Origin of the sequence: Flavobacterium sp. Arc2, from assembly GCF_041431385.1 — a bacterium.
In the GTDB taxonomy this organism is placed as follows: domain Bacteria; phylum Bacteroidota; class Bacteroidia; order Flavobacteriales; family Flavobacteriaceae; genus Flavobacterium.
Map to the genome: position 1 here is coordinate 1 of NZ_JASMRH010000026.1, position 18,933 is coordinate 18,933.

Annotated in this window: 12 protein-coding genes; 9 read left to right on the forward strand and 3 right to left on the reverse strand. The window is 33.9% G+C overall.

Annotated elements, in window-relative coordinates; translation table 11 throughout:
- Window positions 1-59: 59 nt before the first annotated feature.
- Together QO182_RS16005 and QO182_RS16010 are read right to left on the reverse strand one after the other, a co-directional pair.
- Window positions 60-578, reverse strand: coding sequence for a hypothetical protein (locus QO182_RS16005; protein WP_371562696.1), 519 nt, complete (start codon window positions 576-578; stop codon window positions 60-62).
- Between the two features lie 96 nt (window positions 579-674).
- Window positions 675-1,871: a hypothetical protein gene (locus tag QO182_RS16010; RefSeq protein ID WP_371562699.1), complete on the reverse strand. Its 1,197-nt coding sequence runs from the start codon at window positions 1,869-1,871 to the stop codon at window positions 675-677.
- A 212-nt stretch (window positions 1,872-2,083) separates the two neighbouring features.
- Here QO182_RS16010 and recG point away from each other — a divergent pair, with 212 nt between their 5' ends.
- From recG to QO182_RS16055, 9 genes are all read left to right on the forward strand, one after another.
- Entirely contained in the window at window positions 2,084-4,192 is a 2,109-nt protein-coding gene (gene recG, locus QO182_RS16015) for an ATP-dependent DNA helicase RecG (RefSeq protein WP_371562701.1), read from the forward strand.
- A 307-nt stretch (window positions 4,193-4,499) separates the two neighbouring features.
- Window positions 4,500-5,558 (forward strand): efflux RND transporter periplasmic adaptor subunit, encoded by a 1,059-nt coding sequence (locus tag QO182_RS16020; protein WP_371562704.1) that lies wholly within the window; start codon window positions 4,500-4,502, stop codon window positions 5,556-5,558.
- Window positions 5,559-5,634: 76 nt separating this feature from the next.
- A complete protein-coding gene (locus tag QO182_RS16025; protein ID WP_371562708.1) occupies window positions 5,635-8,730 on the forward strand; it encodes an efflux RND transporter permease subunit in 3,096 nt (1,031 codons plus the stop codon).
- Window positions 8,731-8,734: 4 nt separating this feature from the next.
- Window positions 8,735-10,045 (forward strand): TolC family protein, encoded by a 1,311-nt coding sequence (locus tag QO182_RS16030; RefSeq protein ID WP_371562773.1) that lies wholly within the window; start codon window positions 8,735-8,737, stop codon window positions 10,043-10,045.
- A 29-nt stretch (window positions 10,046-10,074) separates the two neighbouring features.
- A complete protein-coding gene (locus QO182_RS16035) occupies window positions 10,075-10,932 on the forward strand; it encodes a bestrophin family protein (RefSeq protein ID WP_371562710.1) in 858 nt (285 codons plus the stop codon).
- Window positions 10,933-11,447: 515 nt separating this feature from the next.
- A complete protein-coding gene (locus QO182_RS16040) occupies window positions 11,448-13,520 on the forward strand; it encodes a tellurite resistance TerB C-terminal domain-containing protein (protein WP_371562713.1) in 2,073 nt (690 codons plus the stop codon).
- Window positions 13,517-14,830 (forward strand): ATP-binding protein, encoded by a 1,314-nt coding sequence (locus tag QO182_RS16045; protein ID WP_371562715.1) that lies wholly within the window; start codon window positions 13,517-13,519, stop codon window positions 14,828-14,830. The genes QO182_RS16040 and QO182_RS16045 overlap by 4 nt, the downstream gene beginning before the upstream one ends.
- Complete coding sequence (locus tag QO182_RS16050) at window positions 14,830-16,971, forward strand: DEAD/DEAH box helicase (protein WP_371562718.1); 2,142 nt, start codon at window positions 14,830-14,832, stop codon at window positions 16,969-16,971. Before QO182_RS16045 ends, QO182_RS16050 begins: the two co-directional genes overlap by 1 nt.
- A 133-nt stretch (window positions 16,972-17,104) precedes the next feature.
- A complete protein-coding gene (locus QO182_RS16055; RefSeq protein WP_371536829.1) occupies window positions 17,105-17,644 on the forward strand; it encodes a hypothetical protein in 540 nt (179 codons plus the stop codon).
- Between the two features lie 526 nt (window positions 17,645-18,170).
- On the opposite strand, the gene QO182_RS16060 is transcribed toward QO182_RS16055, so the two are convergent.
- Window positions 18,171-18,701 carry a fasciclin domain-containing protein gene (locus QO182_RS16060; protein ID WP_371536831.1) on the reverse strand — a complete coding sequence of 177 codons (531 nt, stop codon included), beginning with the start codon at window positions 18,699-18,701 and terminating at the stop codon, window positions 18,171-18,173.
- Window positions 18,702-18,933 lie beyond the last annotated feature (232 nt).

The window sequence follows — 18,933 nt, forward strand, 5'->3', positions numbered from 1 at the left end:
CATTTCTTGTATTTCATATCTCAAATGTACTATTTGAAATTTAAAATATCACTCCGAACTTATAAGGGGCTAAAATATATATCTGTAATTTCATTTTTATTGAAAGCACTAAAATTTCGAAAATATTTGGGGCTTACTTTCAAGTCCTTTGTATAATAATAATAATAATAATCTTGTTTTCCTAAATCGTCCTTAACAGTTAATTTATCACAAACATGTCCCAAAATAGTAATTGCATTTTTAGTGATTTCATATTCAAACTTAGTGTTTTTAATTTTTGATCCAACAATATAAAACAAAGTATCCGATTCTATTTGACTCTTCAAATACAATCTATTTGTAAGCGGTTCATAAAGTTGATAGGCCATATACTGAGAATTAGTAACTTGTTTATAAGATCCCTTTTTAGCAATAAATATAGAAGTATCACCAAACAATCTAATAAGTTCCGGAGATTCAATAAGAGTTTTGTTATCTTTTTGATAATAAGATAGTTTATATTTTATTTCCCCTTCAAAATCCTGAGCGCAAACGGAAAATGAGAAAATTAAAAAAAAACAAAGAATCATATTATTCATAGTATATCTAGGTATGAGTTCCTGTTTTACAAAATTCTATCCTTTTCATAATTTGGATTGAAAACAAAAAAACTGAATAAAACAAATAAGTATTTTTTATTTAATTTTCGCTTCGTAGTCTGAAACCGTTTTATATTCTCTATTTTTTATAATTATTCGATACATTCCTTTATCCAAAATAAAATGAGCTTCTTGGTCTTTATTTTCAATTTCAATGACATCAGCCGGAACTCCTTCTTTTTCAAATTCATTTATTCGATACGCTAAAGCCAACACAGGAAATTCTAAAATAGATTCTGTAGCAATGCGGTATGCTTTTCTTCTTCCTTCTAAAGTCAACCAATCTGGCCTACCGTTTTTATAAATTGTAACTGGATGAATTATTCTGCAATCAGCAACACCATTATCTTTACTACCATTAAATGTCTCCCCTTTTCCATTAACCATAATTACAGGTTTAACTTGATTTGCAATACTGATATAGGGGTTGTTGAATTCGGGGGAACCCTTCTCTGAACAAGCTATTTGATCAATTGTAAATGGATTAACTCCTGTCTTATCGTTTAATCTTGCTGCCATTGCTTTTTCCCAACTACTAATCCCTGGAATTCCTTCGTTAAGATGATCATACCCGCAGTGAATTAAAAACTTATCATTGGGATGCTTTGCCATCATCTTAGCAATATTTTCAGCTTGCTCCATCTCTCTGTCTTTTCCAGTCTTCCCTTTGACATACGTATATTCATAATTAAATAAAACAAAACCAATATTCAGGGCTTCTTTAATTAAATTAGAATATTGTGATTCATGTAAATACAAACTACCACTTTCCAAATTTGCAAAATTACGGGAGTTAATCAATGTATCTTCTAATGCCTCAATTCCCAGATATTTATAACCATTTTTATATAGACCTTGCAATAAAGAGGTAGTAAAAACTCTATGCCTAGAATTATTATGGGCTTCATTTATTATTATTACCCTTTCTTTTTGAGATCGTTTTATGATGTAATCTTTAGCATTCTGTGGCTTAAATTCATTAAAATACAAGCTGTCTTTTTCAGAAAGTGATTGTTTTTTAGCTCCTTGCATATCCCAAGCTTGCAGTGCTTTAATATAATTTCCATTTATTGAAAAATCTACAGCAGCAGATTGAAATCGCCAAGGAACAGTGTCCTTTTGCAGCTTATTACTTATATCTTCAGAAAACTTATAAATTTCTTTTTTATTTTGAGCATTCATTTCGATACTAATCAAAATTATACATATTAAAATGGCTAAAGCTTGTTTCATAGATTTTTACATTTAAGTTCAACTACTCAAATATACACTTTTTTCTTACATCACTTTCAAACAATCTCATTTCCAAATTTCCCAACAAAAACCTATCTTCGCTTTTAATTAAGAGTAAAGAAAATAGAACAAAGAAAAAAGACACGAAACAGCTATATTCTTTGCTCTATATTCTATTTTCAATCTTTACTCTATTTTCCAAATAATTTAAAATGTCCAACAACCTCCTACTTACTCCTATTGAATACTTAAAAGGCGTTGGCCCTAGTCGGGGCGAATTATTGCGTAAGGAATTGGGGATTCATAAGTACAAGGATTTAATCAATTTATACCCCAACCGCTATATTGATAGAACGCGTTATTACAAAATCAACGAGTTGCAAAACAATGTTGCCGAGGTACAAATCATTGGTAAAATCGTCAATATAAAAACCGTCGAATTTGCCAAAGGCAGGAAACGCCTCGTCGCCACTTTTGTGGACGATACAGGGCAGATGGAATTGGTATGGTTTCAGGGACAAAAATGGGTTCGGGAATCGTTGAAGCTAAACGAAATTAGCGTGATTTTCGGGAAGTGCACTTCGTTTAACGGAGCCTACAATATGGCACATCCAGAAATTGAAGCCATGAGCGAGCACGAGCAAAGTTTGCGTTCTGCGATGCAACCTGTATACCCGTCGACAGAAACTCTGAACAACCGCGGGCTTTCAAACCGGGTAATCAATAAATTAATGCAACAGCTTTTTATGGAGACTCAGGCGCTGTTTACTGAAACCCTACCGGAGTATCTATTGCAGGAATTGCAACTGATTCCTAAAAAAGCCGCTTTATTCAATATTCATTTTCCCAAAAGCGCTGAAGCGTTGGCGAAAGCCCAATTCCGATTAAAATTTGAAGAATTGTTCTTTATCCAATTGCAATTAATTACCAAAAACCTAGTTCAAAAACACAAAATAAAAGGGCATCCGTTTACTAAAGTGGGTGACAATTTCAATGATTTTTATCAGAACCACCTTCCTTTCCAACTCACCGGAGCACAAAAAAGGGTGATTAAAGAAATTAGAACTGACATGGGAAGTAACGCCCAAATGAATCGGCTATTACAAGGCGATGTAGGTTCTGGAAAAACGATTGTGGCCTTTATGAGTATGTTACTTGCGCTCGATAATGGGTTCCAAGCCTGCTTGATGGCACCTACAGAAATCCTAGCCAATCAACACTTTATTGGATTGTCAGAATTGGCAAACGAACTAAACATAAACATTCGAATACTGACGGGATCAACCAAAACGTCAGCTCGAAAAATCATATATGAAGAGTTAGAAAACGGAAGCTTACAAATACTGATTGGTACACATGCCTTACTCGAAGACAAAGTGAAATTTCAAAATTTAGGATTGGCCGTAATTGATGAGCAGCACCGTTTTGGGGTAGAACAGCGTTCTAAATTGTGGAAGAAAAACGAAATTCCGCCACACATTTTGGTAATGACTGCCACTCCTATTCCGCGAACGCTGGCGATGAGTTTGTACGGCGATCTGGATATTTCAGTTATTGACGAATTGCCTCCGGGAAGAAAACCCATTCAAACCGTGCATCGTTTTGATAGTAATCGACTAAAAGTTTGGAAATTTATAAGAGACGAAATTGGTCTAGGCCGACAAATATATATTGTCTATCCGCTGATACAAGAATCCGAGAAAATGGATTTTAAAGATTTAATGGACGGTTATGAAAGTATTTCCCGCGACTTTCCTTTGCCCCATTATTCCATTTCTATTTTGCACGGAAAAATGAAACCAGCCGACAAAGATGCTGAAATGAAACGTTTTTCGGATGGAAAAACTAACATTATGGTTGCTACAACTGTTATTGAAGTTGGGGTAAATGTTCCTAATGCTTCGGTAATGATTATCGAAAGTGCTGAGCGTTTTGGACTTTCACAATTGCATCAATTGCGCGGTCGTGTGGGTCGTGGTGCTGACCAGAGTTATTGCATCTTGATGACGAGCCACAAATTAAGCTCTGATAGTAGAACCCGAATGGAAACGATGGTGAGTACTAATGACGGCTTTGAAATTGCCGAAGTAGATTTAAAACTCCGTGGTCCGGGAAACCTGATGGGAACGCAGCAAAGTGGCGTTTTAAACCTTCAAATTGCCGACATTGTTAGGGACAGAGACATTTTGGCTTTAGCCAGAGAAAAAGCCATAAAAATCCTAACTGCTGATGCCCCTTTGCAAAAACCAGAACACGCTACTTTAAGAAGTGTTTACATTGAGTTGACTAAAAAGAAAAACATATGGAATTACATCAGTTGATATTTTTTCATAAAATTTAGTTTTTTTTGAGAATCGAATTAAACCTTTGTCTATTTTTAACGTCTTATTGTGAAGTCTAAAATAGTGAACAATTTATTTTTTGCTGTTTTTTACTTTTTAATTTATTTAAAACAATAACCTAATCGTCATTATTTGAACGATTAGGCTTTTCTATATGGCTTTTAAAAAATAGTTGTATGTACAATTGTTAAATAAAAACAAACCTATTATGTTTTTCAATTGTAAAACTTAAATTTGTTTTTTTAACAAAAAAATTTGAAACCTAATCCTACTTTACTACATAACCATGAAAATAAAATACTTAGTTTACGGCCTACTCATTGTTGGTTTTGGTGCTTTCATCAGCTACCGAATTATTGAAAACAAAGGAGATGCAAAACCAGACAGCAGCAAATCAGGAAAACCAAAAGCAATACGTTTAGCAGGGATTGTGGTTCAGCCAGAAACTTTTGATAATAACTTGTCTCTTTCTGGTTCTATTGAGGCCAATGAGCAAGTAGAGATCCGTTCTGAGGTTTCAGGTATTGTAGAAAGCATCAATTTTCAAGAAGGAAGTAATGTTAGTAAAGGACAATTACTTTTTAAAGTTAATGACAGAGAATTAAGAGCACAGTTGAGCCAGGCAAACACAAAGGAAACCCTAGCCTCAGAAAATGAAAGAAGAGCCAAACTTTTATTGCAAAAAGAAGCCATCAGTCAAGAAGAATATGAAGTCGCCAGAGCTGAATATGCTTCAATGAAGGCACAAAGCCAGTTGATTAAGGCACAAATAGCTAAAACAGCCGTTAGAGCTCCGTTCTCAGGAAGAATAGGATTGCGTTCTATTTCTGTGGGAACCTATATCACCCCTACTATTTTAGTGGCAAATTTGGTTAATATTGGAAAGTTAAAAATTACTTTTTCAATACCTGAAAAATATGCAAATCAGATAAAAAACAATACTATTTTAAGTTTTAAAGTTGCTGGATCTACTGAAAAATATACCGCTACCATTTATGCTATCGAACCTTCGGTTGAAGTTTCAACGAGAACTCTACAAGTTCGTGCCATTGCTGACAATAAAGACGGAAAGTTATTACCCGGTACTTTTGCAGATGTTGAGCTGCCATTGGCGGTCATTAAAGATGCGATTGTAGTTCCCACACAAGCCGTAATCCCAGTGCAAAACGGAAATAAAGTATTTATTTCTGATTTTGGTAAAGCCAAAGAAATCATGGTAGAAACAGCTACAAGAACAGATGCTTCTCTCTTGATTTTATCTGGATTAAAAGCGGGTGATACCGTAATCACCAGTGGTGTTATGTCTTTAAAAAATGAAACTCCTGTAAAAATAATCATCAAATAATTTAAAGTTATTTGGACGGGATAAAGCATTAGCAAACTCCTCACCTAGTAACGATATCTTATTAATCCCATAAAAAATGAGTTTATCTACATTAAGCATTAAAAGACCGGTGATGACCATTGTTATGAATTTAACAATCGTATTGTTTGGTATTATAGGATACACCTATCTCGGGGTACGTGAATTTCCCTCAATCGATCCTGCGCAGGTTTCCATCCGGACTAATTATACGGGAGCCAACTCAGATATTATTGAATCCCAAATCACGGAACCGCTTGAAAAAGCGATTAACTCTATTGATGGAATTAGGAATATCACCTCTTCCAGTTCGCAGGGAAGCAGTTCGATTACGGTAGAATTCAACTTAGACAAAGATCTTGAAGAAGCCGCAAATGATGTTCGTGACAAAGTATCACAAGCCATTCGGAGTTTACCGCAGGATATTGATGCGCCGCCTGTTGTTTCTAAGGCTGATGCCAATAGTGATGCAATTATTTCTATGACGGTACAAAGTGATACGCGCTCACCGCTCGAACTGAGCGACTATGCCGAAAATGTGATTTCGCAACGCCTGGAAACCATTCCAGGTGTGAGTGGTGTTCAAATTTGGGGACAAAAGCGTTATGCCATGCGTCTTTGGATTGATCCAGTTAAATTAGCTTCTTACGGTTTAACCGTTGCCGAAGTGCGTACTGCTTTAAATGCACAGAATGTCGAATTGCCATCTGGGAAATTGACGGGTGCCAATACTGAATTGACAGTGAAAACCGTTGGTAATTTGGCTACAGCCGAAGAATTCAATAATATTATCATTCTAACAGAAGGAGAAAAAACTGTTCGCTTGAGTGATATTGGAAAAGCCGAATTAGGTCCTGAAAATATTGAAACCAAATTAAGTCAATCAGGATTGCCCCTAGTAGGACTGGCAATTGTTCCGCGTCCAGGAGCAAACTATTTAGATATTTCTAAGGCTTTTTACGAGCAGTACGAGGCATTAAAAAAAGATTTACCACAAGATATCCGATTAAATATTGCTTTAGACAACACTATTTTTGTAAAAAAATCAGTGCTTGAAGTAGCTGAAACATTGGGAATATCAATATTCTTAGTAATTCTTATTATTTATTTATTCTTTAGAGACTGGGCAATTGCTTTTAGGCCTTTAATTGATATTCCTGTTTCCTTAATTGCTACTTTCTTTATCATGTGGTTGTTTGGATTTTCTATCAATGTATTGACTTTACTAGCTATTGTATTAGCAACCGGGTTAGTAGTCGATGACGGAATCGTAGTAACCGAGAATATCTTTAAAAAAGTAGAAGAAGGTATGACGCCTATCGAGGCAGCTATTAAAGGATCAAACGAGATATTTTTTGCAGTAATCTCTATTTCAATTACGCTGGCAGCCGTATTTCTACCCGTTATATTTCTGGAAGGATTCGTGGGCCGATTGTTTAGGGAATTTGGTGTCGTCATAGGTGCAGCCGTTTTAATTTCGGCTTTTGTATCGTTGACCTTAACACCTATGCTGAATGCCTATTTAATGAAAGGCGGCGAACAAAAAAAATCAAAATTTTACAATTTAACCGAACCTTATTTCAAAAAATTAAACAGCAATTATGCAGCTGCATTAGGACGATTTATGGCTAAAAAATGGTGGAGTTTCCCCATCTTATTCGCTTGTTTTGGATTGATTTTTGTCTTTTATAATTTGATCCAAAAAGAAACCGCGCCTTATGACGATCGTAGCTCTTTGATACTACGAATCACTGCTCCGGAAGGCTCTAGCTACGAATATACAGATCGTTTCATGCAAGAAATCTCTAAATTAGTTGATGACTCTATCCCTGAGAAAAAAGTGAGTTTAGTGGTTACCTCTCCTGGATTTGGATCTTCTTCAGTAAATAGTGGTTTTGTGCGTCTGTCGCTTAAAGAACCTAGTGAAAGAAAGTTGTCTCAAGAAGAAATTGCAGACAAATTAACCAAATGGACCAAACAATATCCAAATGCTAAAACATCTGTTACGCAACAGCCCACTATATCTGTAAATAGACGTGGTGGTTTGCCGATCCAATACATTATTCAAACGCAAAACTTTAGTAAGCTAGAAGATAAAATTCCCGTGTTTATGGAAGAAGTGGACAATGACCCCACTTTTTCAATGTCTGATGTAAATTTAAAGTTCAACAAGCCCGAGCTTAATGTCACTATTGATCGTGAAAAAGCAGAGAGTTTAGGAATTTCTGTTATTGATATCGCCCAAACCTTACAACTTTCCTTGAGTGGGCAGCGTTTTGGTTACTTTATGAAACAAGGAAAACAGTATCAAGTAATTGGACAATTTGATCAGCAAGACCGTTCAAAACCATTGGACTTAACCTCGATGTATGTAAAAAACAACAAAGGGGATCTTATTCAAATGGACAACATTGTAAGTATTGAAGAGCAAAGCAAGCCTCCACAGTTGTATCATAATAATAGATTCATGTCGGCAACTGTTTCTGCTGGTCTCGCTCCCGGCAAAAGTATCAGTGACGGAATTGAAGCAATGGAAAAAATTAGAGCCAAAGTCCTCGATGATACATTCACCACTGATTTAGGGGGAGAATCAAGAGATTTTGTTGAGAGTAGTTCTAATACTTCTTTTGCCTTTGGACTGGCTTTGTTATTAATCTTCTTAATTCTGGCAGCCCAGTTTGAAAGTTTTATAGATCCGTTTATCATTATTTTAACCGTTCCTATGGCCGTTGCAGGTGCTTTATTCTCCTTATGGTTATTTGATCAAACTTGGAATATTTTCAGCCAAATTGGAACCGTCATGCTAATTGGATTAGTAACTAAAAACGGAATTTTAATTGTAGAATTTGCTAACCAACTCCGAGAACAGGGAAAACCAAAACTGGAAGCCATTCTGGAAGCTTCAGAAGCACGTTTAAGACCTATCTTAATGACTAGTTTAGCCATTTCATTGGGTGCCTTACCTATTGCTTTGTCACTTGGTGCAGCATCTACCAGTAGAATTGGTATGGGAGTCGTTATTGTAGGAGGAACTATATTTTCTTTGGTTCTAACCTTATTTGTTATTCCTGCACTTTATTTTATGTGGTCTAAAGCCAAAAAACATTATCCAGAATTTGAACACATCGAAGAATATGAAAATGAAAGTAAATAAAATTATGTCTTCTAAAACACTATTTCAAAGTCTGCTTATCTTCTTTTTTTGTGTTCTAAAAGGAAACGCACAGGAGTTACTAACGCTCAAAGATGCGGTACAAATCGCTTTAGAAAATAATTACGAAATTAAGATTGCCAAAAACGATTTGAAAATTGATGAAACTAACGTCAGTGCAGGAAATGCCGGAATGTTACCTACTGCAACCGCATCAATTGTCAATAACAACAACATACAAAATCTTTCACAAACACGTACTGATGGAACAACAAACAGCCTCGATAATGCTAAAAGCAATAGCTTAAACTATGGCGTGACCTTAGGCTGGACTATTTTTGATGGGATGAGAATGTTTGCCATGAGAGACCAACTAAAAGAGTTGCAAAAACTGGGAGAGAACCAACTAAAGCTTACGGTTATTACAAAAATAAGCGACGTTCAAGCCGCCTACTTCGATTTAGTACAGCAACAACAGCAATTGTCTGCGCTTGATAGTACGTTAGTTATTTCAAACCAGCGAGTAACTTTGGCACAAAATAGATTTACCATTGGAAAAGCATCTAAATTAGAAGTATTAAACGCTCAAGTAGATATTAATACAGACAAGGTAAGCTTATTGAGACAGAAAGAAATGTATGCTAATGCTAAGGTCTTACTAAATCAAATTTTGGCCAGAGACGTTACTACTGATTTTAAAGTAGCTGCTGTTTTTGTGATGGACAAACAATTAGATTTTACTGAGTTAAAAGGGTTAGCTGAGAAGCAAAATCCACAAGTCGAAGCACTTATCATTAGTAAAAAAGTAGCTGAATTAGAACTTAAAAAAATAAAATCAGGTCGTTATCCTACCGTAACGGTAAATACAGGCTATAACTTTACTGATACAGAGTCGAGCCTTGGTTTTACAACACAATCCTCTGCTAGAGGACTTAATTATGGTTTTAGCGCTTCTCTAAATCTGTTTGATGGATTTGCACAAAAGCGCAATGAAAAAATTGCCGCCTTACAAGTTGACAATTCCAGTATTTTAATAGAACAACAAAGTGTAGCACTTCATGCACAATTAGCAACAGCCTATCAAACTTATGTGACCAACTTAGATTTAATTGAGCTAGAAGAAAAGAACGAGGCTATTGCCAAACAAAATCTAGACATTACCTTAGATAAATTCCATATAGGAACAATAACCACCTTAGAATTTAGAACGGCACAATTGAACTATGTAAATGCTACAGTACGGTACAGTAATGCCCAATTTCAGGCAAAATTATCAGAAATTGCTTTAAGAGAATTAGCAGGGAATCTTAATTTTTAAATTAAATTTGTGAAAAAAATTTCGCATTAATGATTACCTACAACCCAAAAGACTGGATTACTTTTATTTTTCGTTTTCACAAAGCCGACACTTTCCGCCAACTGATTCCTATGATGATTTTCATAGGAGCCTATTCCGCTGCGATTGCCTACCTTGAAATAGAATATTGGGATTTGCCCGAAGACAGTCATGTCAAGAACATTTCCATCATGCATGGAATGCTGGGTTTTGTGATCTCTTTATTACTAGTTTTCAGAACAAATACCGCTTACGATCGCTGGTGGGAAGGACGAAAAATATGGGGCAGTTTAGTGAACAACTCTCGTAATCTGGCCATAAAGCTGTCCGCAATTTTAACTGATGAATCAGACCGCGCTTTTTTCAGGAAAATAATACCCAGCTACGCCTCTATCCTGAACAAACATTTAAAAGACGAAGAAACCAGCAAGCAGCTTTTTGACGATATCGTCATAGAACACCACAAGCACAGACCCAATCAGGTGGCCAAAGTATTGTTTTACAAGATAAATGACCTTTATAACTCCAGGAAAATAACGGGCGACCAACTCATAATCTTAAACCATGAGATACAATCCTTCACGGATATTTGTGGCGCTTGCGAACGCATAAAAAACACCCCTATCCCCTATTCTTACAGTGCTTTCCTCAAGAAATTCATCTTTTTTTACGTGATGACATTGCCTTTTGGATATGTATTTAATCTGGGGTACTATGTAATTCCCGTAGTTGTATTTATCTTTTATGTTCTGGCCAGTTTAGAATTAATTGCCGAAGAAATCGAAGACCCTTTTGGTAACGACGCTAACGATTTACCCACAAAAAAAATAGCCGAGAACATCAAAAGACACGTCGAGGAATTACTTTAAAACGAACACTTTTTATCCTTTTTTTTCAGGAGCAATTCCCGTCATTCGTTACAATCCTTTTGGCACAAAACCCTTTTTCTAGGCTGTTTCAGGAGCTTCTTTCAGTCACTCTGCCCCATCCAGAAAAAAGCGGTTTTCTTCCTGCAAGGGATTTCACTACTACCGCGGCTAAAAAAATCCTGCTAAAAAAACCCGTTTACGGTTTTCCGTAAAGTAGGTGGAGGAAAAGGGATTATATTTGAAAAAAAATAATTTATCAGATTTTTCGGTAAAATAGCATATATTTGAATAACTGAAAAGGCGCTATTCAATAGCGACAATCTACCTGATTTGGGGGTGTATAGTCACAATGGAGTAGTGAGTATATAAAAGTTGATTGAAAATTAATGCTTTTGACATTCAGAACACTAATGACAGCACTAATAAAAATTGGAATATTAATATTTGTAGCTTTTAATAAGAAAGAAATGCCACTACAAGTACAATTTTTTCACGTTACAATATAAAAGTAAAAAATGAAAAGTAAAAATACTGCTTCTTTCTTGGCATTATTCTTAGGTGGAATTGGAATTCATAGATTTTATTTAGGACAAACAGCAAAAGGTATATTCTCTCTAATTTTTTTCTGGACCTATATTCCGTTATTTATAAGTATAATTGATTTTATAATTTTTCTAACTATGTCTGAAGAAAAATTTAATCTTAAATACAATCCATTAACAAAAAATGTAAATTCTAATTATAAAAAAGAGAAGGTAATGCCACAAAATTTAGTGCAAAATCCCGTTAACAACATCAAAGCAACCGTGACAACTTCAGGTTTTTCAAATAACTCTAATGACGACTCAGTAATTGATATTTCGGATCAGTCTTACACAATACCACCAATAAGTAATTTAAAACACAATGTCGACGTACCTGCATGGAAACATCAATATGTTTACTCGTATGAAGAGATAAATAGAGCTTCAAGCGAACAAAAGAAGTTTTATAGTATTTTCAAAAACAGCTTCTTAAATAATGAGTATTATGATTTAGAGGGAAACACAAATTATGCTTTCATTCTATTATTTGACTTACTCGCTGAATATGATAATTCTAAAGACATTCCTAAACTTGAGAACCAGCTTAAAACTTTGGGGCAATACTATCCTAAAACAAAGTCATACGCAGTATCATTTCTTCAACAAAAATTAAAAAACAATACTGCTTTATCGAAAGAAGCGGATACTTATTCTTATATCAATTCCTATGAGCAATATTGGGAATTAGGGAGCAAATACAAAGACAAGTTAATATTGAATGATAAGGATGTAGAACTCCTTAACAATATTTATTATCCAAGTAATAACTTTTTCAACATTGAGTATTGTGGTCTTGAAATCCTAAAACTTTATATTGCCGTAATTTCAGCGTTAAAACAAAAATATATTCAAGAAGAAACGACTATTGATCAACAATTCTTAATTATTTCAGATATAATTGCAAGGAAGCAATTCAAATATAGAAATGGTAGTCCGAATTACAGGTACATTATTGAATCGACACCTAGAGAATTCTATTCTCTTATTTTCAAATATTGTGAAAATGCAGTTCGTGAATATTATAGTCATAAGCGAAAACTAAATACTAATATTTATTATAATAATGAAGAAGTTATAACAGAGTTTGAAACAAAAATAATCTCTAAAGTAACTGAATTGTTACCAATATTAATTTTGAAAGCAAGTCCTCCGGACAAAGCGACAGAGATCGAGCTATACTCACAAAATACAAATCGTTGGAAAATTAAGTTTGAAGAATTAATAGCAAACTATAATGAAAATTCAAACGAGTTTATTGATTCAATTCATTCTCTTGCATTACTAAACGAAAAGAATCCGTCAATTGAGAACATCTTTTTTGAAGCTTCAAAGTTTATCTCTAAATATGATAAGGAATCTGCGCTCACTTTTTATGTTTCTTATTTATACTGCGATTTGGAATCCACCACTTTCAACAATAAACAACTTACCAAAACCATCCAGAAAAACTTGTTCAAAACAAATGAACAATTACACGCTTTTGAAAAAATTATTAGTGAACTAATTAAAGACAAGGATATAGATAAAGCTCTGGAAGACGTCTCTAATTTGTATAAGGTTAAACGTAAAAAAATAAAGCTTAACACGGCATCAATCAATGAAGTTCAGCAACAACATTCCGGCACAGTTGAACTACTGAATGAATATTTAAAGGATGATTTTGAAGATGAAAACAACGCCATAAAATCGCAAGAAATAAGCAATGAAGAAATCCAAATTGAGATAACTCAAAAAAACGAAGAAGCTCAGCAGTCCGCTTTTGTTAGTGAATTATCTTTTACAACAATACATACAACGGCATTAGAACTATTTGCTAAAAGCAATTTTTCAATACCTCAAGAGGAGTTTGAAGTATTTGCCAAATCAAAAGGAGTCTTTAAAAACTCATTGATTGAAAGTATTAACGATACTTGTTACGAGTTTTTGGATGATGTATTGATTGAGGAAGAAGACGATTACTACACCATCAACATTAACTACTTTCAAAAAATATCTACAATATGATAAATAACATTAAACCTAAAGAAGCTACATCAATTATCAATTCATTAATTGGGGGCGTAGTTCCAAAAATTGGCGTTCAACATATTGCTGTTGGACGTTCGGAAGAAATAAATGCAGTTGTTTCTGCATTAGAAGATGTAAAGAATGGACACAGCATGGTGAAATTCTGGATTGGTGACTTTGGGTCAGGTAAATCCTTTATGCTTCATTTGCTTAATACTGTTGCTTTAAAACAGAAATTTGTCGTAGCAAATGCTGACTTCACTCCCGACAATCGTCTGTATTCCAATGACGGAAAAGGTGTTGCATTATACGCTGCCATTATGGATAATGTATCTATTCAGACCAAACCTGAAGGTGGAGCTTTACCTACTTTATTGGAAAAATGGATTGAACAAGTGATTTCTAAAACTGCAGAAGACAACAATATTTCCTTAATAGATATTCGTAACGAACAATATTTGAAGCTTATACAAAGCAATATTATGAAAACCATTAATGACATCACAGATGTTGGTGGTTTCGATTTTGGAGTGGTTGTAATGAAATATTACGAAGGATATATAACTGATGATGAGCAATTAAGAAGAAATGCCTTGAAGTGGCTCAAAGGAGAATACAAAACGAAAACCGAAGCGAGACAAGATTTAGGAGTAAGAGAAGTCATTAATGATTTGAATTACTATGATATGCTCAAAAATTTTTGTAAATTATTTGTAAGTATGGGCTATAGCGGCTTTATGGTGAACTTAGATGAAGCTATTAATCTTTACAAAATTTCAAATTCTGCTGTTAGAGAGAAGAATTACGAAAAAATATTGACGATTTATAACGATTGTTTTCAAGGAAAAGTCACTAATTTATTTTTCAACTTTGCGGGTACAAAAGAAGTTTTAGAAAATCAACGCAGAGGCTTTTTTAGTTATGACGCTCTAAAAACAAGATTAATAACTAATAAATATGAAACAGCCGAAATAAGAGATTTTGCGCAACCGGTGATTCGTCTACTTCCTCTTGACCATAATGAAATATTTGTATTGCTTAAAAAGTTGAAAGCTATATTTGATTACAATTACAAAACGGAAATATCAATCAATGATGAAGATATTCAACAGTTTATGGAAGAGTTATTTAACAAACCTGGAGCCTCAGAATTTTTAACGCCAAGAGAAGTTATTCGAGATTTTCTCAACATACTCAATATTCTTCGACAAAATCCAGAAATAGACAAAAAGAAGCTTTTTGGAGATTTAGAAATTTCAGATGAAAGACCTGCTGAATTTTCATTAGATAGCATTGAAGAATTATAATGTCGTTTAATTTACTTTCAGAGCCAATACGAAAATATGTTCGTGATATGCATTGGGAACAATTGCGCCCAATTCAAAATGCTGCTATTACTAAAATTATTTCTTCTGAAGACAATTTTATTTTAGTGTCAAGAACGGCATCAGGAAAAACAGAGGCTGCTTTTTTACCAATCCTTTCAAAAGTTGATTTTAACGAATCTGGTGTTCAAGTACTCTACATTTCGCCTTTAATTGCTTTAATAAACGACCAGTTTTTTCGCATTGAAGAACTTTGTAAAAATCTCGATGTAACTGTCACAAAGTGGCATGGTGAGGCCAACAAAACATTGAAAGACAAACTAATAAAACAACCAAACGGAATAATATTAATTACGCCTGAATCATTGGAAGCAATGTTTGTGAATAAGCCTTTCAATATAAAACAGTTGTTTTCAAATCTCAAATATGTAGTTATAGATGAAATACATTCATTTATCGGTACAGACAGAGGAATTCAATTAAAATCTATTTTATCAAGACTACAACAGCTGAATTCTAAAGCGTACAGCATTGTTGGTCTATCAGCTACAATGAGTGAAGAAAATAAATTTTCAGAAGTAAAAGAATTTACTGGTAATGCTGAGAAGACTAAAATATTAATTGACAGAACCGCCAAAGAAATTAATGCTCAATTTCGCTACTTCAAAAATGAAACCGAAGAGTTACCTTTAGAACTTTTGAAAAATTTATACCTAGAAACAAGAGATAACAAGGTTTTAATCTTTCCCAATAGTAGAGGACGAGCTGAAGAGGTAGCGGTAAAACTTAAAAAGATTTCAGGCCGGGTGAATGGGCATTCTAATTATTTTTCACATCACTCATCAGTGGACAGAGAAGTCAGAGAGTACATTGAATATTTTGCAAAGAACAACAATAGACAAAACTTTTGCATTTCTTGCACATCAACACTTGAATTGGGAATTGACATTGGAACAGTTGATGAAGTGGTTCAAATTGACGCAACTCATAGCATTGCTTCATTGATTCAAAGAGTTGGAAGAAGTGGACGAAAAGAAGGAGAAAGCAGTAATTTGTTTCTGTATGCTACAAATAAATGGAGCTTACTTCAATCTATTGCTTGTTGGTTATTATACAAAGAAGGTTTTATTGAAGCACCTCAAAAAAACGAAAAGCCCTATGATATTCTAGTCCATCAGGCCTTATCGATAACAAAAGGATATTCAGGTATTAAATTAACGGATTTAATAAATCAACTAAAAGAAAATGCTGCGTTTAAACAAATTGAATTATCTGAAATAGAACAAATCCTTAATCATTTAATTGAAATTGATTTCCTTGAAAAATTACAACACGAAGTTATAATCGGTGTAGAAGGAGAAAAAGTCGTAAATAGTCGTGATTTTTATAGCGTATTTAAAACTGAAGAAAATTTTAAAATAGTAAATGCAGGTAATAAAATTGGAGAAATACCCTTTTCATTACAAATAATTGAAGATGAAAATATTTTGCTATCTGCTAAAATTTGGAAAATTAAATTCATTGACCACAAGGCTAAAAAGATAGAAGTAGTGCCTACAAATGATGGAAAACCACCTAAATTTTCGAGTAATGGGGCAACATTACATCTAAGAATTAGAGAAAAAATGCTCGAAATTCTTTACTCAAAAACAAACTACGATTTTCTTGACCAACCAAGTTGTAACGAAATAGAAATTCTTCGTAAAGATTTTTCTGTTTTCGAAATACTTGATTTGCACACTGACCGTCCTTTATTTTTAACAGAAAGAAACTTGCAACTATTCACTTTTGCAGGGACACGGATAAACAGGACTATACAATTACTCTTAAATATTGCAGGAATAAAAAATTCCCTTGATGAGAGAGAATCCAAGTGTCTGTTTTATATAGAGATTCCTCAAGAAGAATTAATCTCAAAATGGAGTTCTATAGCTCTCCCATTAACCGATATTGATAGTCATATTTCTATACTTTTAGGAGTAAATCCAGCATTATTAGATTTTTCTAAATGGGGTATTTATTTACCGGTGAACTATAAAGTAAAGCTTATAAAAGATAAATACTTTGACATCGAAAAAACACAACAACTTTTAACAACAATGAAGTTAATAGTAAATAAGTAATTACCCCCGCTACAGCCCGAATCCTTTCGCGTGGTAGCTATTTAAAAAAGCTAAAGATTTTATATTTACAGTAAACTCAATTTAAAAAGAACCGATCAAGAAAGTTGTAATAAACTTCTAGAAAACACAAAGAATGAAATTCGACAGAAAAGATAAAATAGAAATATTTGAAAATGCAATTAGCTGGATTGTAGTATTTGGCTTGTTTGTTTATGGTGGCGGAAAAGCATTACAATTTGAAGGAGCTAGTGCGATTGAGAAAACAGTTTCAGAAATGACTGGAATGCAATTGATGTGGGCTTTTTATGGTTATTCTAAATCATATGCAATAACTTTAGGACTTTTTGAAATAATGGGAGGGGCTTTGATTTTGATAAAAAGAACTAGACTTATTGGTTGTTTAATTGCCTCTACTATACTTGTCAATGTGATCTTACAAGACATATATTTCGAAGTGCATTATGGAGCTCTAAAAGCAGCGATTCTGTACCAATTGTTAATACTAATCATTTTATGGTTAAATAAAGAAAAAGTTATTCAAAGCATAAAGGCATTAATGAATTTCAATAAGTTTCAACAACCGAAATCTAAATTTTTAATCAAATTAGTTATTGCTTTTACATGTTTTGTATTATTTAGAATAGCAGAATATTATATAACAAGAAAATGGTAAAGCCAGCAGTTAAATAAACCGACCGAACCGATATTTTAGCGCAAACGTTGGCCCTGACTGCTCGGATATATTTTTTCCCATCGTTAGCGCAGAATTGCATTCTGTGCCCGCAACAATGAGTAAACAAGCGTAAACCTGAGAAGTGAAAAGTTCAAAAAGAACTGGTGAAAATAAATTGCAATTGATAATTGGCATGGGTACGGATTACAAATTCGTGTTATCGGGATAATAAACTTTAATTAAAACAATTCATAATCAACAACCTCGGGGCAAGCCACGAGGTTGTTGATTATAAAAATATATTTTGATTGCGAGGCAAGCCCTGGGGAATTAAACCCACAATGAGGGATTAAAAGGCGAGCCGTTATTTTAAAATTTGTTGAAATATCATTTTAACAGCGCTCGTTTTGTGTTAAATATTGAACTTATCACAGACATAGTAAAAGGGCTTTCCTTCAACATATTTCTATTGAAATTTGAAGTAAAGCCCTTGTGAGGTTTATAGTATCAAAAACTTGAATTGCTCTTAAAAACGGGAAGGTTCTATAAAGCCATCTATTATAAAAATCATTCCGTTTTTAGATTTGATATCTGCTTGAATGACTTCTGCTCCTCCAAAAGACAAATAATAATCATCCTTATAAAGTTTAATCTTGGTGTTATTTCCAGTACTGATGATATCAGCCTGCTTAAACTCATAACTATTATATTTTTTTGATAAAAAATGGTCAGTCATAAATTTGATCAGTTCTGTCTTGTTCTTTGGATTGGTCAATTCCACAAACCGTTTTATGGACATTTTGGAAAAAGCTTCATTGGTAGGAACTAACAGTGTATGGGGTTCTGTGGTAAGCGCCAAAGAAAGATTGAGCCCAGAAAGCGTCAGCAAGTTTGCAAAGGTCGAGAGATCTTTGTCCATATTTATTAACTCGATTGTTTTATACTCGCTGGTGTTGTCTACTCCGTTAAGGATAGGTCCATCCACCTGGGCAGAAACGCTTGAACTTAACATAAATGTTGTCAAGATAGTGATGATTTTAAAGAAATTAGTTTTCATAATATTGATTTTAGTGTGAATTATTTGTTTTCGTATTTCTATTTAAAGAATCTATTATTTCCAAAGAAGAAGTCTGTTGAATTAGCGATTTTTCGGGAATTTAGCGAACATAACTGAAAAAATAAGTTTCTTAAATTATAATAATGTTTTTTGTTCTTAACTATATCAAAGATAAATCATTCTTATTCAATATGTTACGTAATTTTGAAGTATTTTTACACAATTCACATAT